Source organism: Nonomuraea helvata (genome assembly GCF_039535785.1).
In the GTDB taxonomy this organism is placed as follows: domain Bacteria; phylum Actinomycetota; class Actinomycetes; order Streptosporangiales; family Streptosporangiaceae; genus Nonomuraea; species Nonomuraea helvata.
The window spans coordinates 356,614-376,287 of sequence record NZ_BAAAXV010000009.1; the positions used below are offsets into that span (position 1 = coordinate 356,614).

The following is a 19,674-nucleotide window of genomic DNA, read 5'->3' on the forward strand; positions in this document are numbered from 1 at the left end:
GAAGGGGGAGCATGGGCGCGGACCGTGGAGTAGATCTCAGCAGGAGAGCGATCAAGACCGCCAGGACCGACCTGGAAGAGGCCCTCGTGCTCCTGAACCCCGATCTCAAGAAAGGCGACGAAGCCACGTCCGCCTTCAAGGAGACGGGACCGGTAGGCCAGCTGCGCAACGACCCCGAGGCGTTGAGCGGCTTCTGGCCGGCGGCCACCGGGTTCCAGTCGAGCGCCAACAACGGCATCGCCCACGTCACCAGCTCCTACGACAACGTGGTCAGGCAGGTGCAGAGCGTCCGCCACCTCCTCAAGCAGGCGATGGACAACTACGACCGCGAGGAGCACGACAGCGAGGGGCGTTCCGGGCAGGCGAAGATCTGATGGCCGAGTACCAGGGAACGATCAGGCAAACGATCGACACCTCGGAGTTCGACGGCGCGACGCTCAAGGTGCTCGGGGACACCCTGTCGAAGAACAAGCCCGAGCTGCTGCGCAGCGCGGCGGGTGAGCTCCTCAGCGCCAAACAGCGCCTCGACAATCTGGTTGAGGTGCTCGACAAGCACCTCAAGGAGCTGGACAAGCACTGGACGGCGGGTGAGGACGCCAAGACGGTCAAGTCCTCGATGCGCAGGCTGCGCAAGGCTGCCGCGGACGTGTCCACCACGATCAGCGACACGCCCGTCAACGCCAAACAGTGCCCCACCAACCCGTCCGGCGTCGCCCCCGCCCTCCTCCTGCACGCCCACACGCTGGCGGCCTTCAGCGGCAAGAACCTGCCCGAGGCCCCCGACCGGGATGTCTCATTCCTGGAGGGCGCCTTCCAGGGAGGGGCGGCAGGGGCCGCGGGTGGCGGCCTCGTCGGCTCTCTGTTCGCCGGTGTCGGCGCCGCGCCCGGAGCGGTGATCGGAGCCGTCGTGGGTACGATCGCCGGCGGCGTCTCCTCGCTCTTCACCGATGGCCCCTTCCAGAACCTCATCGGTGACTCCAAGGAGGAGAAGGACAGGAAGGCGGCGAAGGAGCACATCCGGCTCCTCACCGAGGCCACCAAGGCGGACAACGACGCGTTCCCCGCCGAGCTCAGGACCGAGATCCCCCAGTTCGGGGACCTCGCCCCGCACCTTCCCAACTCGCCGTACAACGGTGGCAACGGGTTCAACGGCGCCGTGCCCGCAGGCTTCAACCAGCCGTACAACCCGGGCGACCCCGGCCTTGACGGGTTCAAGCCCGGCCAGGACGGCCTGTTCGACCCGAACGCGCACAAGATCCCCGGCCTCGACAAGACGAGCCCGGTGAGCACGTTCCCCGACGGCTCGGACATCGGGGCAGGCGCAGGTGTCGGTGCGGACGGGACGAACGGCCAGGACGTCAACGCTCCCGGCATGAACGCTCCCTCCGTCCCTGACGCCAACGCCAACGCCAACGCGAATCCGAACGCGAACGCGAACCCAGACAGCTCCCAGGTTCCGAACACGGGCAGCCCGAAAACGTCGCTGGCCGGGATTCCCGACCCGTCCCAGTTCCACACCACCACCCCCACCACCACCGTCACCAACCCGCCCGGCGACACCACCGGCATCGGCCACCCGTACGGCGGAGGAGGAGGCGGCTTCGGCATCGCGAGCCAGGGCAACACCGCGGCCGCGGCCGGCCTGCGCGGCTTGGGCAACGGGTCCCCCCTGCTCCAGGGGTTGCCGCTGTCCGGAGCGCGGAATCGTGAGGAAGAGCGGGAGCAGGAGCGGAGAACGTACGTGTGGGACGACGAAGACTATTTCCGCAGCGACGAGCCGACCACGAACTCCCACATCCGCGGTGAATCGAAAGGCAAGGCATGAGTCTTCCGGTTGATCGTGGTGGCAGCCCCCCACCCGATCTCAAACTGGCTCCGAACTTCCCCGGGCTCACCGGGGACGACGGAGGCGGGCCGTACGTCGATCATCACGAGGTGCGCGCGATCGTCTCCCGGGTACGCAAGCAGGTTCAGGGGCTGCTCACCGACCCCGGTGCGCGCCCTTCCCCGTCGATGAGCGCCACCTACAGCGGACCTGGCACGGTCGGCGAGGTGGCCGGCATGGGTGGAGTCGGACCCGATGAGACCGGCAAGTGGGAGGTGGCCGACTATTTCGGACAGAACATCTCCCGGGCGTACGACGTGTTCGGCGGCAGCTACAGCGAGCTCGTGACGTACGTGGAGAAGTGGGCGGACGCGGTGGAGAAAGCCATCGACAACTATGAGAAGGGTCACGCGGACAGCAGCGCGTGATGAGCGGCGAGGATGACATTCGATGGCCGAAAGCGTCGACAGCTGGGAGCCGATCAGGCTCTACGACTATCTTGGCGATCCGACCCCGGACAGCACTGTCACCAGGGAAAAGGTCGTCAGTTACCTCAACAACACCGACCCGGACAAGATCGAGAGCGCCGGTAAGAGTTACATCGAGGCAGCCAAGCTGGTCTTGGGCAAGGACGGGATCGAGGGCGCCCTCTGGAAGGCGGCCGATGAGCTGAAAGAGGTCTGGCGCGGCCAGGGCGCCACCGATGCGCTGAAGGCCCTGCGGCTTCTGCATGCCAGCGCGACCGCCCTCGGCGAGGCCATGAAGCAGACCGGCGAGCCGATGACCAAGTACGCCGAGCGGGTCAGGCACTATCGCGCCACGGTCCCCACACTGATGTGGGGCCAGGACCCAGCGGCGGACGAAGCCGCCACGTACGGCCTGAACAGGACGGGCACCACCTCACCGACGACCAAGAGCGAGAACACGGGCGGCGGTACGACGGGCAGCCCGCCCTCTGCGGCCACCGACGTCAACGCGCAGGCCAGGAAACACCTGGAGAAGCTCAACAACGAGATCACGGATCTGAACGCCAAGCTCGCCGAGGGCCTCAACTTCAAGATGCCCGCGATCACGCCGATCACGGTGGACACCACGAAGGCCCCGCACATCAACCCAGGCAGCGGCACCAACGTGCCCACCGGCAAGACCACATACTGGCACGGCGGCGGCAACGACGGGTCGGGCAGCACGGGCAGCACGGGCGGCGGCCGCGAGGGGTCGGACGGCCGGGACGATCCAGGCCAAGGCCGCGATCAGACCTCGGGCCAGAACAACAACCAGGACCGGCCTGGCCAGGATCAGGACAAGGGCCAGGACCAGAACGACCCGTCCACGGGCACGCAGGACCCGACCTCGCCGCAGCAGCCCGGGGACACCTCGGCACAGCAGCCCCCGAGCCAGAGCCAGGACGGCACCCAGCAGCAGGACGTTCCCCCGGTCCTCGGCGCCGACAACAAGACGCAGCTCGCCGACGCCAGCCCTCCGACGACCACCACCGTGGGCCCGCACCAGAGCACGACGACCCCGTACACCCAGCTGCCGACGACGACGCCGGTGCCCACGAGCACCGCCAACCCGTTCACCGCCAACCCGTTCACCACCGTCCCGGGGCAGCCTGGCTCGGGCGGCACCTGGTACGGCGGCGGCGGCACGGCCGCGACCAGCCCGGCCGTGATCGGCGGCAGGGTGCCCGGCTCGGGCTCCGGGCTCATGGGCTACCCGCCGGTGGGGGGCGTCGGCGCGGGCCAGGAGCAGCGCAACGAGACGACGCGTGAGTTCTACGACCCGGACGGCGACGCCTGGTCCTCGCCACACCCCGTGGGCCCTGAGAAAATCGGCTGACCGCTGAAAAGGGGCCGGATGCGCTCGGCGCGTCCGGCCCCTTCAGGTTGGATCAGCCCTCCAAGCGCTGCTGGATCCGGTCGAGCTCTCCCATGACGTCCTCGAAGGTGCGGTCGTACGCCGCCTGCGACCGGCGTACCAGCTCCATGGCCCCCTCCGGATCAGAGCCGAAGCGCATCGGGTTGTCCTCCCCGAATGCCTCCTCCATCGCCTCGGACATCTGCCGCTGCTGGTCCGCCATGGCCTCCTTGAGGACGAGCTTGATGCGTTCGGCCAGTTCGCCGGCGGAGAGACGCATGGCCTTGGGATGGAGCTGCAGTTCCTTGAGCCCCGCCTGGCCGAACTCGACCACGACGAGGCCGTCCTCATCCTCGGCCCGGCCGACGAGAGCGGTCAGGGTCGTCTGGAGCTCGGCGGTGCGGGCCATCTGCGCGTTGGCGTTCTTGAGGACCCTGTCGAAGTCAACCGCCCCGAACTCGCGCTCGATCATCCCCACACCCCACGTGCCACAAAAGACGCTTTACTCACAACCTTATCCTCAAGGCGTGGCAGGGGAGATCTCCCGCTTCGGCTCGATCCAGTCGAAATCCTGGTAACCCGGAGGCAGTCCGGAGTTCTTGGGGGGCTCAGCGAAGGAGGGATACTTGCCGGCGTCGATCACGATCGACTTGAAGTCGACTGCGGCGTCGCCGCTCGGCGTGATGTAGTTCCACTGGTGATTCCTCTTCACCATGGTCGCCATCACGTTGGCGACCTCCTTCAGGCTGCTGCCCAACGAGTGGGCCAGCAAGATCGTGACGATGTTGACCTGGGCCGCGATGTACTTCTCCAGCATCACCCCCCACACCGAGCTCTGTGGCGCCCGCTGCAGCGTCTTGGCGGCGATGAGCAGGCCGATCGAGGCGAGCGCGGTGCGCCCGACCCAGATCCAGAAACTCCGGTAGGCGGCCGCGACCTCGTCGAGTGAGCTGCCGGCCGTGTTCAGGACGTTGCGCAGCACCTCCGACTCGCGCTGGAAGGTCCAGAGCACCCTGTCGAACTCATCGCGGTCCATCGCGATCCAGCCGTCTTTGGCCGTGTCCCGCAGCTGTGGGAGCAGGTTCTTCATCCCGCCGTCGAGCCGTTGGGCCATGGCGCTCTGCCAGACGCTGACCGCCTGGGCCATGCCCGGCTCATTGGCGAGCATCCCGCCGGCGATGAGGACGGCGGGAGTCAGAGCCAGGGAGATCTTGCCCGCCCTTTTCAGCGCGTTGAGCGACTTCTCGCCCAGCGACGGCATGGACGGGCGCGCCGCGTTGTACGGCTCCGGAGGTGGACCGAACCTTCCTGTGCCCAGATCGCCGCTGGGCGGCGTGACGTTGGGACTGCCGGGGACGGGCTGGTTCGGTGAGGGATAGGCGTAGGGGTTGCCAGGGACGGGCCTGGGCGGCGTATACGGGTTGTACGGGCCCGCCGGTGGCCTAGGGGGCGTCGTGGCATAAGGGTTGCCGGGCACCGGCTGGGTGGGCGTGGTACGGGTGTGCGCCCAAGGATCAGGGGTGCTCATCAGCCGCGGTACCTCACGATGCTCGCCTCTTCGGCCGCCCGCCAGTTACGCCTGGCCCGTTCCAGAGCATCCGACCAACTCTGCACCGCGCCCTCCATATCGGTGAACGTGGTGTCCACCCAGCGGCGAAATTCGTCGTAGGCGCCGCCGATCATATAGCCGCCGACCGCCCCGAAGCCGATCCCACCCACGGCCGTGGACGCCAGAAGCCCGTGAATGAACGCCACGTCCGGATGCAGTTCCTCGTCGACACGCTTGCGCGTGTGCGCGATGGTGGACGACGTGACGTAGATCTCTTGGACCGCTTGCTGATTACTCCCCACAAAATGGCATTCTTCGCTACATACCGCGACGAAGTAGGCTATTTGCTGTGATCTTCATGATCGGTTCAACGTCCGGTCAGCCGCGCATCGCCTCCGGTTAACCGGCCGCCAGTGACGTGGCGTGCCATGGACTACACCGAGCACGATATGGACGAGCTGCTGAAGGCGAACGAGCGCGAGCTGGCCCGCCTCGCCGCGGTCGCCGACGACCTGCGCTCGATCAGCGGCAAGGGCGAGAGCCGCAGCGGCCTGACCACCGCGGTGGTGGACGCGGACGGGCGTCTCCAGCGCGTGACCTTCTCGCCCCGCGTGCTGCGCCTTGACCTCGCCGCCCTGGCCGAGGAGGTCGTCCAGGCGGTACGGCAGGCGCAGGAGGACCAGGACCGCCAGGCCCAGGAGCTGCTGGCCGTGCCGGAGTCGCAGCGGATCGGGCTGGAGGACATCCAGCGCCAGTTCTCCGAGTTCCACGAGCTGTTCAGTGCGGAGACGGCCGACAGGAACGACCGCATCAGGCGGCTGGGCGAGCGTGACCCACGCGACGACTTCTAGCGGAAAATGCCGGGCAGGCTAGCCCGCCAGCCCGCGGATCCAGGTGTAGACGTCGAGCACGCCCAGCGCCAGCGGGAACAGCGCGATCAGCAGGATCACGTCCACGATCTCGCCCGCACGCCCCCAGAACGGCGAGAGCCGTCCGGACGGCAGCCAGAGGCCGAGCCCCACGACCAGCATGGCCACCCAGAGCACGCCCATCACCACCGCGGCGGCGGCCACCGTGCCCGCGCCCGCGCTCACCGCGATCCCCACCGCCATCAGGCCGCCCAGGCCCGAGCCCAGCAACCACAGCCGCTGGCCGAGCCCGTGGAAGACGCGGGCCCGCAGCAGCATCACCAGCGAGAGCACGACGGCCATCGCGATCGACAGCCAGGTCGCCTCGACGACCAAGAAGATCAGAGCCCCGATGGCGCTGAGAACGATGCCGACGACCATCCCGGTGGCGTAGCGGCGGGCCTGGGCGGTGCGGGCCAGCACGCCGTCGCTGTCCAGCCGCTGGTTGTCGGCACGCAGTTCGTCGGCGCTGGTGGGCAGGGCGGGCAGCGGCACCCTGGCGATCCTGAACGACAATGTGGGGATCAACGGGCTGAGCGCGATGAGGATCGTCACCGTCATGGCCGCCACGCCGGCGGCGGGCACGCCGAACACCATGACCACGGCCGAGGCGATGGCTCCTGTCACCGTCGCGATGGCCGTGCCCAGGAAGCCTGCCACACCGTCGGCGACCACGGTGCCACCGATCGTGGCCACCAGCGCGGTGCAGGTCAGCGCGGCCAGCAGGTGTGGCGCGCCGAAACCGGTCAAGGTGGCGCCGCTGGCCAGTCCGTACAGTCCGGCGAGGAACGCGTAGGGCAGCGCGGCATAGCCGACCAGCGCGCCCGCTGAGGAGTCACCGACCGCCCTGGACAGGGCCGCGCTGACGCCGAGCAGCAGCAACGCGAGCATGCCCGCGACCACCGTCACGCCCAGCGGCTCGCTCCCCGACAGGACCAGTGCGACCGCTCCCAGCGCCAGCATGATCGCCGCCGCGCCCGCGCCCATGGCCTTGGTATGACGGGGCTCCCACTTGCCGGAGCTCTCCTTGACGCCGGTGGCCACCACGTCTGCCACGTCGTCGTAGAGCGCGGGCGGCAGCGCGAACTCGCGGGGCCGCAGGTACAGCAGCTCGCCATCCAGCACCCCCAAGGACGCGAGAGTCTGCCCGAGGTCGAACGGCGCGCCGCCGAGCCGCTGGAGCACCCAGCCGGGCGGTCCGGCCGCGTCGCCGCCCGCCTCGCCGACCGCGCGCAGCAGCCCCGGCAGCACGTGCGGCAGTGGCACGTCGGCAGGTAGCGCGAGATCGACACGGCGTCGCGGAGCGACGACCGTGACGTGGCACAGAGGCGCCAGTGGCGCGCGCATCTGCGGCTGCGCCCCCGGGTGCGCCGGCGGCCCCGGCGGCACCGGTTGCATCGGCTGCATCGGCGGATGAGCGAGCGAAGTCAAGGCCACTCCAGATCTGGCTGACTAAATCCGACATGCCGAACATATAGGCATGGCACCTCTGGTAAGAAAGTGTTTCAGGTGACAGGAGGGTTGTTCCGTAAGTGAGCATTGTTGTTGTACGGCGCCCGGAACGCCGTCCCAGCCCCCAAGCCCCGCGCGGGGAGATCCTGCTGGAGTCTCCACCGGAGATCCCCGAAGTGCAGCCCGCCGGACTCGGCGGCGTCCTCATGTATGTGCCGATGCTTGCGGGCGGCGCGGCCATGGGCCTGATGTTCACCGCGGGAGGCAACTCCAACCCCCTCATGTACGTGGCCAGCGGCCTGTTCGCGGTCTCGATGCTGGGCATGACGGTCGGCCAGTTCGGCCGCAACGCGGGCGAGCGCAAGAACCGCCTCAACGGCCTGCGCCGCGACTACTTCCGCTACCTCTCCCAGATCCGCAAGAGGGTCCGCAAGGCCGCCGTCCAGCAGCGCGAGGCCCTGGAGTGGAGCGGGCCCGCCCCTGAGACCCTCTGGTGGGTCGCCATGGGGCCACGCCTGTGGGAACGCCGTCCCCGCGACGAGGACTTCGGCACGGTACGGCTGGGCACCGGCGTGCAGAAACTGGCCGTGCAGCTCATCCCCCCGGACTCCAAGCCGGTCGAGGACCTCGACGCGCTGACGGCCGGCGCGCTGCGCAGGTTCGTCCGGGCGCACTCCACGGTGTCGGGTCTGCCCGTGGCGGTCGCGCTCAACTCCTTCGCGCGCATCCACCTCACCGGCGACCCACGGGCGGTGCGGAGCCTGGTCCGGGCGATGATCGCGCAGCTCGCCACCTTCCACTCACCCGATGACATGCGGGTCATGGTGTGCGCGAGCAAGGAGTGGATGCCTCATTGGGACTGGGTCAAGTGGCTGCCGCACGCCCTGCATCCGGACGAGATGGACGCCGCAGGTCAGGTGCGGCTGATGAGCGAGAACCTGTCCCACCTCGACCAGCTCGTAGGAGACGAGCTGAAGGAGCGGGCGAGGTTCCGTCCCGGCACCGGCGCCGACTCGCTGCCGTACCACGTGGTGATCGTGGACGGCGGGCACGTGCCGCACGACTCCCAGCTCGGCATCGACGCCATCCAGGGCGTCACGGTGATCGACCTGTCCGACGCGACGGGGCCGGTAGAGGAGGCCAGCACGCTCCGGCTGGACATCCAGCCCGACGGCTTCCACATGGTGAAGATCGACCACGCAGGCAAACGCTCCACGACCCGGCTGGGCGATCCCGACAAGCTGGACTACGCGCGGGCGGAAGGGCTGGCCCGGCAGCTCGCGCCACTGCGGGCCTCGGCGGGCTCAGGTGGCGAGTCGCAGGACGTGCTGGGCACCAACACCAGCCTGACCGACCTGCTGGGCGTGGGCGACCCGGGCAGGCTTTCACCGGCCGTCACATGGCAGCCCAGGGCCGGCCGTAACCGGCTGCGCGTGCCCATCGGCCTGGGCGCCGACGGCCGGATGGTCGAGCTGGACATCAAGGAGTCCGCGCAGGGCGGCATGGGCCCGCACGGGCTGGTCATCGGCGCGACCGGATCGGGCAAGTCGGAGCTGCTGCGCACGCTTGTGCTCGGCCTGGCGATCACGCACTCGTCCGAGATCCTGAACTTCGTCCTGGTCGACTTCAAGGGCGGCGCCACGTTCCTCGGCCTCGAGGGGCTCTCGCACGTCTCCGCCGTCATCACCAACCTGGAGGACGAGCTCCCCCTGGTCGACCGCATGCACGACGCGCTGCACGGCGAGATGGTCCGCAGGCAGGAACTGCTGCGCGCGGCGGGCAACTACGCCTCGCTGCGCGACTACGAGCGGGCCCGAGAGCAGGGCGTCGACCTGCAGCCGATGCCGACGCTGTTCATCGTGCTCGACGAGTTCAGCGAGCTGCTGTCGGCCAAGCCCGAATTCATCGACCTGTTCGTGATGATCGGCCGTCTGGGCCGCTCGCTCGGCGTGCACCTGCTCCTGGCCTCGCAGCGGCTGGAGGAGGGGCGGCTGCGCGGCCTCGACACGCACCTGTCCTACCGGATCGGCCTGCGCACGTTCTCCGCCATGGAGAGCCGGGTCGTGCTGGGCGTGGCGGACGCGTACGAGCTGCCGTCGGCGCCGGGCAACGGCTACCTGAAGTTCGACACGACCGGCATGACGAGGTTCAAGGCCGCCTACGTCTCGGGTGCCTACCACGACGACCCCGCCCAGGCCGCCGCCCCCGACGGCACGCCGGCCGTCCGTGAGGTCGTGGAGTACGGCCCCGCGCACGTGCCGCTGCCCGAGATCACCACCCCCGTCCAGGTGACGACGGAGTCCGACGACGAGCCGGCAGGCAGCAACCAGCGCAGCGTGCTCGACGTCGTGGTCGGCCGGCTCGCCGGGCACGGCCTCGCGGCGCACCGCATCTGGCTGCCGCCGCTGGCCGAGCCGCCCACCCTGGCCCATCTCCTGCCGCCGCTCTCGGTCACCCCGGAGCACGGCCTGACCACCGCCGGCTGGCCGGGCCGGGGCAAGCTGCACGCGGTCATCGGCATCATCGACAAGCCGTTCGAGCAGCGCCGCGACCCGTTCTGGCTGGACGTGTCCGGCAGCGCGGGGCATGTCGGCGTGGCGGGCGGCACGCAGAGCGGCAAGAGCACGGTCGTGCGTACGCTCGTGGCCGGCATGGCGCTCATGCACACCCCGCGCGAGGTCCAGTTCTACTGCCTCGACTTCGGCGGCGGCGCCCTCGCCTCGCTGGAGGGGCTGCCCCACGTGGGCGGAGTGGCCACCCGCCTCGACGCCGACCGGGTGCGTCGCACGGTGGCCGAGATCGGCGCCATCCTGGAGCAGCGCGAACGCGACTTCGGCGAGCACGGCATCGAGTCGATGGCCACCTACCGGCAGCTGCGTGAGGAGGGCGCGATCGAGGGGGACGGCTGGGGCGACGTGTTCCTGGTCGTGGACGGATGGCTGACGCTCCGGCAGGAGTTCGACACGCTGGAGCCGACCATCACCGACATCGCGGCGCGTGGGCTCGGCTACGGCATCCACCTCGTCGCCGCGACCAACAAATGGTCGGAGTTCCGGCCGAGCATCCGCGACCTGTTCGGGACCAAGATCGAGCTCAAGCTCGGCGACGCCTACGAGTCGGAGGTCAGCAGGAAGCAGGCGCTGGCCGTGCCAGAGGCGACGCCGGGGCGCGGGCTGACGAAGGACGGATTCCACTTCCTGTCCGCGCTGCCCAGGATCGACGGGGTGCAGAACTCGGCGGACCTGGCGAGCGGAGCGCGCAACCTGGTGCAGGCCGTACGGGACTCCTGGCAGGGGCCGCCCGCCCCGCCCGTCAGGCTGCTCCCTGCGGTGCTGCCCGTCTCCGCGCTGCCGGACGACCAGGAACGGATCCCGATCGGCATCGACGAGGCCTCCCTGGCGCCCGTGGCACTGGACTTCGACTCCGACCCGCACTTCGTGATCTTCGGCGAGAACGAGAGCGGCAAGTCGAACCTGCTGCGGCTCATCGCCGAGGGGCTGACGACCAGGAAGCAGCCGAGCCAGGCCATGATGATCGTGATCGACTACCGCCGGGCGCTGCTCGACTCGGCGGTGACCGATCACCGCATCGGCTACGCCGCCTCGAGCGCCGCCGCCGCCGACCTGATCAACGACGCCAAGGGGGCTCTGCTGAGCCGCCTGCCGCCGGCGGACCTCACGCCGGACCAACTGCGCGACCGAAGCTGGTGGCAGGGCTCGGACCTGTACATCTTCGTGGACGACTACGACCTGGTCGCGACCTCGTCCAACCCGCTGCTGCCGCTGGTCGACCTGCTGCCGCAGGCTCGCGACATCGGCCTGCACCTCGTGCTGGCCCGCCAGATGGGTGGCGCGGGCCGCGCCATGTTCGACCCGCTCATCCAGCGCATGAAGGACATGGCCACCCCGGCGCTGCTCATGTCCGGCAGCAAGGACGAGGGCTACCTCTTCGGCAACGTACGGCCCCAGCCCCAGCCTCCCGGCCGCGGCTACCTGGTCGACCGGCGGTTCGGCGCGCGCCTGATACAGACGGCCTACCTGGACGCCGACAAGACGAGCGGAGCATGATGGCGGACCTCGACATCCACCTCTCGGCCCTCGACAGGTGCCGGACGGCCATCCACAAGGCCGCCGGCCAGTACGAGGAGACGCTGTTCGATCGCAATCCCGGAAAGATCACATACGACGACAAGGGCGAGCCGCGCAACAACCGCACCGCCGTCAGCGCGGATACCTTCGGCCACCTCGACGACTCCGGCGCGCTGGCCAAGGCCGCCAACGACGTCTGGGACGCCCTCATCGGCGAGATGGACGAGGCGCGCAAGAAGCTGGCCGGCACCGAACGGGGATTGAGCGACGTGGAGGAGAACATCCGCAAGGCACACAGGGCGACCTCATGAGCGTCTCGCACCTGCCCGGAGGCGACGCGCTCGACGCGATGCTCAAGAAGGTGACCGGCGATCCCGGCGAGATCGACACGATCGCCAAGGCGTGGCGCAGCGTGTCGGGCGACATCAACGAGTTCGCGGGCGGGCTGGGCGCCGCGGCGCAGGTGGTGGACGACGCCTGGAAGGGCAGCTCCGCCGACGCGTTCGCCAGATACATCAACAAGTACGGCAGTGCGGCGGAGGGCCTGACGCTCGCGCTGGCCAACTCCGCCTCCTCGCTCGACGGTGCCGCCTCCGCGCTACGCGAGGCGCACAGTGAGATCAGCGCCATCTGCCGGGACCTGAACACCAACGCCGCCAACTACAAGACCCGCTACTACGCCAACGACCCCGACGCCACGGAGGCGGACGTGGAGCCGGGGCTGAAGAAGCTGGTCGACCAGGCGAAGGCCGACGCTCAGCCGTGGGTGGACAAGGCTGATAAGGCGGTTGCCAAGGCCAAGAAGGACATCAATCAATTCCTGAAGGATCGCGGGACGACATTCCACTCCATTCCTGACGTGTCCTCCCAGGAGTTCACGCCCGCCCCGGGCAGGAAGATCGACTGGGAACGCGACCCGACCTACCAGCAGCAGCCCGACCGCACCTCCCTGCAAGGGGGTGCCGGAGGACTGCGCGGGGGCGGCAGCGGTGGCGGCAGTGGTGGCGGCAACTCCTTCGGCGGCTACGGTCCCAGCGGCCCGCCGCCCGCCGGCGGCGGCCCCGCGCCCACGGGCCAGGTCAAGGAATGGATCGAACAGGCCATCGCGATCCTGGAGAAGCAGGGCGTACCGGCCTCCAAGATGAACGCCAGCGACATCTGGATGATCATCAAGCACGAGTCGGGCGGGAATCCCAACGCGATCAACAACTGGGACTCCAACGCGGCCAAGGGCACGCCGTCCAAGGGCCTGATGCAGACCATCGACCCGACGTTCAACGCGCACTCGCTGCCCGGGCACAAGAACATCTACAACCCGGTGGACAACATCATCGCCGGAGTGCAGTACGCGATCTCCCGCTACGGCTCGGTCTCGAACGTGCCCGGCGTGGTCAACACCAAGCGCGGCCTGGGCTACGTCGGCTACTGATGCCGATCCCCGGGCCCTTCTCCAGGGCCCGGGGAAGCGGGTCAGCCGCAGTTGTCCCAGCCGGCGCTGGTGCTCCCGGAGCCCGCGCTGCCCGAGTACCGGACGCATTTGCCCTTCGCGGTCAGCTTGACCGGCCCGGCATAGTACTCGTAGCTGCCGGAGTCGGTCTGGCTGCCGCCGCCCTGGACCTCCAGCGTGGCGCTGACCGGCGTCCTCTTTCCGATGTCGGTGGTCTTCATGGTGACCACGCAGTTCTGGCTGGTGCTGTTGTTCCAGAGCTGGTACGTCACACCGCCGGCGAACGAGCTGGAGCGCTGGACCGAGAAGCCCGGTCCACACACCTGCGTGGGCGTGTGCGGGTTCGTGGCCTGGGTCGGAGTCGGCTTGGCCGTGGTCTTGGTCGGCGTGGGCCTGGCCGTCGTCTTCGTGGGCGTGGGCGTGGGCCTGGCCGTCGTCTTGGTCGGCGTCGGCCTGGCCGTCGTCTTCGTAGGCGTCGGCCTGGCCGTCGTCTTCGTAGGCGTGGGGTCCGGCTCCTGGGACCTGGTGGGCTCCTGGGACCGGGTCGGCTCCTCGGTCTGCGTGGGCGTCGGAGTGGGCGTCCTGCTCGGCTCCACCGTCTTGGTCACGGTCGCCGTGGGCTTGCCGTGCCGCTTCTTGGTGGGAGTCGGCTCGGCCGTCTTGGTCACGGTCGGCGGCTGCGTAGCGGTGGGGATCGGGACCGGCTGCGTCGGGATCGCGGCCGGGGTGGTGGGAGGGGCGGTCAGCTCGGGCACCGTGGGTACGCCGGACGCCGTGGACGACCACTCGGTGGGCAGCGTCAGCGGGCCGACGCCCGAATCGTCCGTCGGGGCGTCTGTGGCCCCCCAGGGCACCGTGGCCTCGGGCTGGGACTGCTGCGGGTCGGTGCCGACGGCCGGGTCACTACCCTGCGGACCAGGGGTCGCCGGAGAACTGGCGGGCATCGGGATCTCGTTCCCGTTGGCCTGCGCCATGGCGGCCGGATTGACCTGCTGGAGCTTCACGTACCTGTTCGCACCCCACAGGCCGACCGCCGAGACGAGCGCGAGCGCGCCGACCCCGGCGACGAGCACCAAGGAGAAGCCACGGCGCGGCTTCTTGGAGGCTGTCGTGGGCTGCACCGCCTCCAGCCTGATCTGGTGCGGCGGATGCGGGGAGCCGTCCGTCTCCGGCGGCCCCCACATGGGGGCCTCCTGCTGGTGCTGGTACGGCACCGGCACGCCATGCACGGGCATCGGAGGCCCCTGCATGGGGGGACCTTGCATGGGCGGCCCCATCGGGGCGCCTTGCACGGGCGGAGGACCCTGGACGAGCGTGGCGTCCAGCGGGATCTGGCCGGGGGCTCCGGGGATGGGGCCCTGGCCAGGCACGCCGGGGATCTCGATCGCGATGCCCTGCAGCGGCACGCCCTCGATGGCGGGCTGCTCGGCGACCGGCGGCTTGGCCGCGCCGCTGTCCCCCAGCAACTGCATGAGGGCGCTGTACGTGGTCGGCCGCTCCGTCACCTGCTTGGACAGCGCCGACAGCAGCACCCTGCGCATCGGCTCGCCCTCGATGTCGACCTCGGCCTCGGCGTTCAGCACCGCGTCCCGGTCGGCGAACGGCACCTTGCCCGTGCCCGCGAACGCGATTGTCGCGGCCCAGGCGAACACGTCCGCGTACGGGCCGTACTGGAGGCCATGGAGCTGCTCCGGCGCCTGGTACGCGGCTTCCCCAGCAGGCTCCCCGACCGTGGCGTCGGTCACCCGCGGGCCTTCGGGGCCGAGAATCACGTTGTGCGGAGTGAGCGACCTGTGCGACAGCCCCGCGAGATGGATGGCCGACAGCGCGGTCAACACACCGACCGCGATGCGCTCGAGCGCGTCTCCGCTCAGCGGCCCGTCGTCCGCCACCGCCTGGGCCAGGCTCTTGCCCTCGACGTACTCCCTGACGATGTACGGGCGGTCCTCGTGAAGCCCGGAGTCCAGCATTCTGGCCACGTACGAGCTCGACACCCGCTTGGCGCCCAGATGCTTCGCCGGCGCGTCGGGACCGGCCTCGGGATCGGCCGGGAGCAGCTTGACGGCGACAATGGGTGCGTCCTCGGATTCCTGCCCGAGGAACACTTCGCCCCGCGGACCTTCTCCCAGCAGCCCAACAATGGTGAGATTGCCGATCCGCTCTGGGTCACCAGGGCGCAAAGGGTGCATGACCAGACCTTTCACAAGCCAAGCATGATCTAGCCACATTGAACCAGATATTTCACATCAGTATCTGGAGTTTCGGGCTGTACCCGACAATTCACCGTCTTGTCTTCTTGCCGGCTCAGTCAGTCGGACGGCCGGGCCGCCAGCCTCTGCGTCGCGCCATGGGGATCATGAACCGGGCCACCGTCACCAGCAGCGCCACCCCGAGCGCGGAGCCCGCGATGATCAGAGCGAGGTTGAACGCGTCGTGGTCCACGGGCGGGACCTTGGCCAAGGCGTCCGCCGGAAGAGGACTGGGGGGCGGAGGCGCGACCACGGGGGCGTCGGCCGGTTCGTAGGGGAGGATGGCGCTGACCGCCAGCAGGGGGTTCACCATGCCCGCGCCCTTGCCCCCGCCCGTGGCGCCGTCGGCCGTGGCGATGATGCGCTGGCGCACCTGCTCCTCGTTCAGCTTCGGGAAGCGGGCCCGGACGAGCGCGGCCACACCGGCCACGTAGGGAGTGGCGTAGCTGGTGCCGTTGAGGTCTTTGTAATAAGAGCGCCCGGGCCAGGTGGACGTGATGCCCTGGCCAGGACCGAGCACGGCGACAGGGGTCTTGACGTTGGAGAAGTCGGACAGGATGCCGTTCGGGCCCGCCGCCCCCACTGCGAGCACCCCTTCGTAGGCGGCCGGATACGCCGGAACGGGGGTGCCGTCCTCCTTCTTGACGTTGCCTGCCGCGGCGACGATCAGCGCGTCCTTGGCCATCGCATACTGGACGACTTCCCTGAGCGAGGGCTGGTCGGTCGTCGATATGGACACGTTGATGACCTTCGCGCCCTCATCGGCGGCGGCCTTGATGGCCTTGACCAGCAAATCGGGGTCGCCGTCCCGCTCGGAGTCGGTCTGCTTGTAGGAGAGCAGCCGCGCGCCCGGCGCCATGCCGTAGAACAGCACTCCCTGCATGTACTGTGCGCCGATGATGCCCGCCACGGCGGTGCCGTGACCCACGCAGTCGCGGTAGCCGGTGCCGGTGAGGTCAGCCCTGCCCGCCAGGCGGATCTGCGGATGCTGCAGGTCGACGCCGCTGTCGATGATCGCTACTTTCACGCCCGCGCCGGTGGAGAGCGACCAGGCACGTTTGGGATCGAGCCGTTTCTGCGCCCACGACTCGCCCACCTGCATGGTGCCTCTGGGCGGTTGGCAGTTGTCCCTCGCGACCGCGGGCGCCAGCGGAAGGTGCAGGGCGAGCGCGCTCGCCACCAGGGCGCGACCAATCATGGGGGAAAAGCGTAGCTTGCCGGGTTCACCCGATCGCGTGGACCGCCGGAATCAACGGAAGGAAGCCCCGGCACCTTCGCCAGGGCCCCTGTCCGTTGCTCATTTCGTTGCGGACTCGATGTTCTGGCGGTAGGTGCCGATGACCCGCGAAGCCTCCTGCAGCTCCTCGGTCATGCGCTGGAAGGCCGTACGGTAGTTCTGCCACGCCTGCTGGAAACGCTGGGCGCCCGGCCCCGTCCACGCCGTGCCGACCTTGGCGGCCTCGCGGTCGAGCGCGGTCATCGTGGTGCGGACCGCCTCTGACTGCTGCGTGAACTGGCTGGCCATCTGCTGCATTTCGGCGAGGTCGCCGCCGAACATGCTCTGGCTCATGCATACCTCCTGGAACATGGGGAAAGCGCCCTCAACTTAAAGGGGGACCACCAGCCGTCGCCGGAGTTATGCCAAGCGGCTATGGTCTACCCGAGGATTGTTCGGATTCGTCCCTGGGAGCTGTCCTTCACATGCGCGAGGTTGTGGTGACCGGCGGAGGCACCGGCATCGGGTACGCCGTTGCCGCCGCTTTCGCCTCGCTCGGCGATCACGTCACCATCACCGGCCGGCGCGAACACGTGCTCAAGGAGGCCGCGTCGCGGCTCGGCGCGGCGTACGCGGCCTTCAACGCCGCCAGTCCCGTCGCGGTGAAGGACGCGCTCGACAGCCTGCCGCGGCACGTGGACGTGCTCGTCAACAACGCCGGCGGCAACACCAACCTCGACCGCAGGCAGTCCGGCGAGCTGATGGACGTGGCCGAGGCCTGGTGGGCCAACCTCAACGCCAACCTGATGTCCGCCGTCCTCGTGACCACCGCGCTGACGCCGCGCATCAGGGAAGGCGGCCGGGTCGTCTCCATCGGCTCGATCGCGGCACGCGGCACGGGCTCCGGCTCGTACGGCGCCGCCAAGGCCGCCATGGAGTCCTGGATCGCCGACCTCGCCGCCGAACTCGGGCCCAGGGGCATCACGGCGAACGTCGTCTCCCCCGGTCTCGTCCTGGACACCGAGTTCTTCCGCGGACGGCTGACGGAGGAGGGCATCAGGGCCCGCGTGCAGAACACGCGCAACGGCCGCCCTGGCACCCCCTCCGACGTGGCGGATACCGTTCTCTTTCTGGCCTCCGCGGGAGCCAGGCATGTCACCGGGCAGGTGCTTCACGTGAACGGCGGCGCCTACCTGGGCCGCTGAACTCTCTCAAGGAAGGATGTCGGGTCGGTGCGGAAGGTTCTGATCGCCAATCGGGGCGAGATCGCCGTACGTGTGGCACGCGCGTGCAAGGACGCCGGCATCGGCAGCGTGGCCGTCTACGCCGACCAGGATCTCGAGGCGTTGCACGTCAAGGTCGCCGACGAGGCGTACGCGCTGGGCGGCCAGTCACCCGCCGAGACCTACCTGCACATCGACAAGCTGCTGGAGATCGCGCGCCGCTCCAGGTCGGACGCCGTGCACCCCGGATACGGCTTCCTGGCCGAGAACGCCGCCTTCGCGCAGGCCGTCATCGACGCGGGCCTGATCTGGATCGGCCCGCCGCCGTCCGCCATCGCCGCGCTCGGCGACAAGGTGCAGGCCAGGCACATCGCGCAGAAGGTCGGCGCGCCGCTGGTCGCCGGCACCAAGGACCCGGTCTCCGGAGCCGACGAGGTCGTCGCGTTCGCGGAGGAGCACGGGCTGCCGATCGCGATCAAGGCGGCGTACGGCGGCGGGGGCCGCGGTATCAAGGTGGCGCGCAGGCTGGAGGAGGTCGCCGAGCTGTACGAGTCGGCCGTGCGCGAGGCCCTCGCGGCGTTCGGGCGGGGCGAGTGCTTCGTGGAGCGCTACCTCGACCGGCCCCGCCACGTCGAGACGCAGTGCCTGGCCGACTCCCACGGCAACGTGGTCGTGGTCAGCACACGCGACTGCTCGCTCCAGCGCCGCCACCAGAAGCTCGTGGAGGAGGCCCCGGCGCCGTTCCTGTCGGAGGAGCAGGTCGAGATCCTCTACACCAGCTCCAAGGCCATCCTGAAGGAGGCCGGGTACGTCGGGGCCGGCACGTGCGAGTTCCTCGTCGGCCAGGACGGGACGATCTCGTTCCTGGAGGTGAACACGCGACTGCAGGTCGAGCACCCGGTCACCGAGGAGGTGTCGGGCATCGACCTGGTGCGGGAGATGTTCAGGATCGCCGACGGGGCGGCGCTCGAATACGGCGACCCGGCGCTGCGCGGCCACTCGATCGAGTTCCGGATCAACGCCGAGGACGCCGGGCGCAACTTCCTGCCCGCTCCCGGAACGCTGACCGTCATGCGCGCGCCCTCCGGCCCCGGGGTGCGGCTCGACTCCGGGTACGAGGCCGGGATGACGGTGCCGCAGACGTTCGACTCGCTCGTGGCGAAGCTGATCGTCACGGGGCGGACGCGGGACGAGGCCCTGCAGCGGGCGCGGCGGGCGCTGGCGGAGTTCGAGATCTCGGGGATGCCCACCGTGCTGCCGTTCCATCGGGCCGTCGTGTCCGATCCGGCCTTCGCCTCCGCGCCGTTCTCCGTGCACACACGGTGGATCGAGACCGAGTGGGAGAACACGGTCGCGCCCTACGACGAGGAGACCGCCGCAGGACCGGCCGGCGCGGCGCGCGAGACGGTGACGGTCGAGGTCGGGGGCAAGCGCCTGGAGGTCGTCCTGCCCGCCGGGCTCGCCGCGTCCGGCCCCGGCTCCTCCGCCTCCGCCCCCGGCAAGGCGCCGCGTCGGGGCGGCGGCGGTTCCAGGAAGGCGTCGGCGGCGGGCGGTGACGCGCTGGTCAGCCCGATGCAGGGGACGATCGTCAAGGTCGTGGCCACAGACGGGGATGTGGTGGCCGAGGGCGACACGGTCGTCGTGCTGGAGGCCATGAAGATGGAGCAGCCGCTGGCCGCCCACAAGTCGGGCACCATCACGGGGCTCACGGCGGCGATCGGGCAGACCGTGACCTCCGGCGCCACGATCTGCGAGATCAAGGACGCCTGACCCGCGAATCCATGGCCCCAGGCTCTTCTGTCGCTCTTCTGTCACGGTGCGCGCTTGCCGGCTCGCCTGAGGGTAGCGTGCCCAATG

Annotated in this window: 17 protein-coding genes; 10 read left to right on the forward strand and 7 right to left on the reverse strand. The window is 69.5% G+C overall.

The window, feature by feature from the left end; all coding sequences use genetic code 11:
* The first annotated feature begins 11 nt into the window (after positions 1-11).
* From ABD830_RS34230 to ABD830_RS34245, 4 genes are read left to right on the forward strand one after another with little or no spacing between them, the layout of a single operon-like run.
* Positions 12-374: a hypothetical protein gene (locus tag ABD830_RS34230; protein WP_344996984.1), complete on the forward strand. Its 363-nt coding sequence runs from the start codon at positions 12-14 to the stop codon at positions 372-374.
* Entirely contained in the window at positions 374-1,825 is a 1,452-nt protein-coding gene (locus tag ABD830_RS34235; protein ID WP_344996987.1) for a WXG100 family type VII secretion target, read from the forward strand. Before ABD830_RS34230 ends, ABD830_RS34235 begins: the two co-directional genes overlap by 1 nt.
* Entirely contained in the window at positions 1,822-2,253 is a 432-nt protein-coding gene (locus tag ABD830_RS34240; RefSeq protein WP_344996990.1) for a hypothetical protein, read from the forward strand. Before ABD830_RS34235 ends, ABD830_RS34240 begins: the two co-directional genes overlap by 4 nt.
* A gap of 22 nt (positions 2,254-2,275) precedes the next feature.
* Positions 2,276-3,667 (forward strand): hypothetical protein, encoded by a 1,392-nt coding sequence (locus tag ABD830_RS34245; RefSeq protein WP_344996993.1) that lies wholly within the window; start codon positions 2,276-2,278, stop codon positions 3,665-3,667.
* 52 nt (positions 3,668-3,719) lie between these two features.
* Here ABD830_RS34245 and ABD830_RS34250 read toward each other — a convergent pair whose 3' ends face one another.
* From ABD830_RS34250 to ABD830_RS34260, 3 genes are read right to left on the reverse strand one after another with little or no spacing between them, the layout of a single operon-like run.
* Entirely contained in the window at positions 3,720-4,157 is a 438-nt protein-coding gene (locus tag ABD830_RS34250; RefSeq protein ID WP_344996996.1) for a YbaB/EbfC family nucleoid-associated protein, read from the reverse strand.
* 48 nt (positions 4,158-4,205) lie between these two features.
* Positions 4,206-5,213: a hypothetical protein gene (locus ABD830_RS34255; protein ID WP_344996999.1), complete on the reverse strand. Its 1,008-nt coding sequence runs from the start codon at positions 5,211-5,213 to the stop codon at positions 4,206-4,208.
* Positions 5,213-5,536: a hypothetical protein gene (locus tag ABD830_RS34260; RefSeq protein ID WP_344997002.1), complete on the reverse strand. Its 324-nt coding sequence runs from the start codon at positions 5,534-5,536 to the stop codon at positions 5,213-5,215. Before ABD830_RS34260 ends, ABD830_RS34255 begins: the two co-directional genes overlap by 1 nt.
* Before the next feature lie 111 nt (positions 5,537-5,647).
* Here ABD830_RS34260 and ABD830_RS34265 point away from each other — a divergent pair, with 111 nt between their 5' ends.
* Entirely contained in the window at positions 5,648-6,085 is a 438-nt protein-coding gene (locus ABD830_RS34265; RefSeq protein ID WP_344997005.1) for a YbaB/EbfC family nucleoid-associated protein, read from the forward strand.
* A gap of 18 nt (positions 6,086-6,103) precedes the next feature.
* On the opposite strand, the gene eccD is transcribed toward ABD830_RS34265, so the two are convergent.
* Positions 6,104-7,573, reverse strand: a complete 1,470-nt coding sequence (gene eccD, locus ABD830_RS34270) for a type VII secretion integral membrane protein EccD (protein ID WP_344997008.1) — start codon at positions 7,571-7,573, stop codon at positions 6,104-6,106.
* 101 nt (positions 7,574-7,674) lie between these two features.
* Here eccD and eccCa point away from each other — a divergent pair, with 101 nt between their 5' ends.
* From eccCa to ABD830_RS34285, 3 genes are read left to right on the forward strand one after another with little or no spacing between them, the layout of a single operon-like run.
* On the forward strand, positions 7,675-11,661 hold the full coding sequence (gene eccCa, locus ABD830_RS34275; protein WP_344997011.1) for a type VII secretion protein EccCa: 3,987 nt from the start codon (positions 7,675-7,677) through the stop codon (positions 11,659-11,661).
* The gene (locus ABD830_RS34280; RefSeq protein ID WP_344997014.1) at positions 11,658-11,993 is read left to right on the forward strand and encodes a hypothetical protein; all 336 of its coding nucleotides are present in this window, start codon (positions 11,658-11,660) and stop codon (positions 11,991-11,993) included. The genes eccCa and ABD830_RS34280 overlap by 4 nt, the downstream gene beginning before the upstream one ends.
* Complete coding sequence (locus tag ABD830_RS34285; RefSeq protein ID WP_344997017.1) at positions 11,990-13,111, forward strand: transglycosylase SLT domain-containing protein; 1,122 nt, start codon at positions 11,990-11,992, stop codon at positions 13,109-13,111. Before ABD830_RS34280 ends, ABD830_RS34285 begins: the two co-directional genes overlap by 4 nt.
* A 41-nt stretch (positions 13,112-13,152) precedes the next feature.
* On the opposite strand, the gene ABD830_RS34290 is transcribed toward ABD830_RS34285, so the two are convergent.
* From ABD830_RS34290 to ABD830_RS34300, 3 genes are all read right to left on the reverse strand, one after another.
* Complete coding sequence (locus ABD830_RS34290) at positions 13,153-15,318, reverse strand: protein kinase domain-containing protein (RefSeq protein WP_344997020.1); 2,166 nt, start codon at positions 15,316-15,318, stop codon at positions 13,153-13,155.
* A gap of 115 nt (positions 15,319-15,433) precedes the next feature.
* On the reverse strand, positions 15,434-16,576 hold the full coding sequence (locus ABD830_RS34295; protein ID WP_344997023.1) for a S8 family serine peptidase: 1,143 nt from the start codon (positions 16,574-16,576) through the stop codon (positions 15,434-15,436).
* Between the two features lie 99 nt (positions 16,577-16,675).
* Complete coding sequence (locus tag ABD830_RS34300) at positions 16,676-16,948, reverse strand: WXG100 family type VII secretion target (protein ID WP_344997026.1); 273 nt, start codon at positions 16,946-16,948, stop codon at positions 16,676-16,678.
* 131 nt (positions 16,949-17,079) lie between these two features.
* On the opposite strand from ABD830_RS34300, the gene ABD830_RS34305 reads away from it, so the two are divergent.
* The gene (locus ABD830_RS34305; RefSeq protein ID WP_344997029.1) at positions 17,080-17,799 is read left to right on the forward strand and encodes an SDR family NAD(P)-dependent oxidoreductase; all 720 of its coding nucleotides are present in this window, start codon (positions 17,080-17,082) and stop codon (positions 17,797-17,799) included.
* Positions 17,800-17,826: 27 nt separating this feature from the next.
* Positions 17,827-19,587: an acetyl/propionyl/methylcrotonyl-CoA carboxylase subunit alpha gene (locus ABD830_RS34310; RefSeq protein WP_344997032.1), complete on the forward strand. Its 1,761-nt coding sequence runs from the start codon at positions 17,827-17,829 to the stop codon at positions 19,585-19,587.
* The last annotated feature ends 87 nt before the right edge of the window (positions 19,588-19,674 follow it).

Bases quoted from the DNA above. Each gene is read 5' to 3' on its own strand.
- ABD830_RS34300 (WP_344997026.1), bottom strand. From the start codon at position 16,948: ATGAGCCAGAGCATGTTCGGCGGCGACCTCGCCGAAATGCAGCAGATG.
- ABD830_RS34305 (WP_344997029.1), top strand. From the start codon at position 17,080: ATGCGCGAGGTTGTGGTGACCGGCGGAGGCACCGGCATCGGGTACGCC.
- ABD830_RS34255 (WP_344996999.1), bottom strand. From the start codon at position 5,213: ATGAGCACCCCTGATCCTTGGGCGCACACCCGTACCACGCCCACCCAG.
- ABD830_RS34295 (WP_344997023.1), bottom strand. From the start codon at position 16,576: ATGATTGGTCGCGCCCTGGTGGCGAGCGCGCTCGCCCTGCACCTTCCG.
- ABD830_RS34230 (WP_344996984.1), top strand. From the start codon at position 12: ATGGGCGCGGACCGTGGAGTAGATCTCAGCAGGAGAGCGATCAAGACC.
- ABD830_RS34280 (WP_344997014.1), top strand. From the start codon at position 11,658: ATGATGGCGGACCTCGACATCCACCTCTCGGCCCTCGACAGGTGCCGG.
- ABD830_RS34235 (WP_344996987.1), top strand. From the start codon at position 374: ATGGCCGAGTACCAGGGAACGATCAGGCAAACGATCGACACCTCGGAG.
- ABD830_RS34285 (WP_344997017.1), top strand. From the start codon at position 11,990: ATGAGCGTCTCGCACCTGCCCGGAGGCGACGCGCTCGACGCGATGCTC.
- ABD830_RS34245 (WP_344996993.1), top strand. From the start codon at position 2,276: ATGGCCGAAAGCGTCGACAGCTGGGAGCCGATCAGGCTCTACGACTAT.
- ABD830_RS34240 (WP_344996990.1), top strand. From the start codon at position 1,822: ATGAGTCTTCCGGTTGATCGTGGTGGCAGCCCCCCACCCGATCTCAAA.
- ABD830_RS34290 (WP_344997020.1), bottom strand. From the start codon at position 15,318: ATGCACCCTTTGCGCCCTGGTGACCCAGAGCGGATCGGCAATCTCACC.
- ABD830_RS34250 (WP_344996996.1), bottom strand. From the start codon at position 4,157: ATGATCGAGCGCGAGTTCGGGGCGGTTGACTTCGACAGGGTCCTCAAG.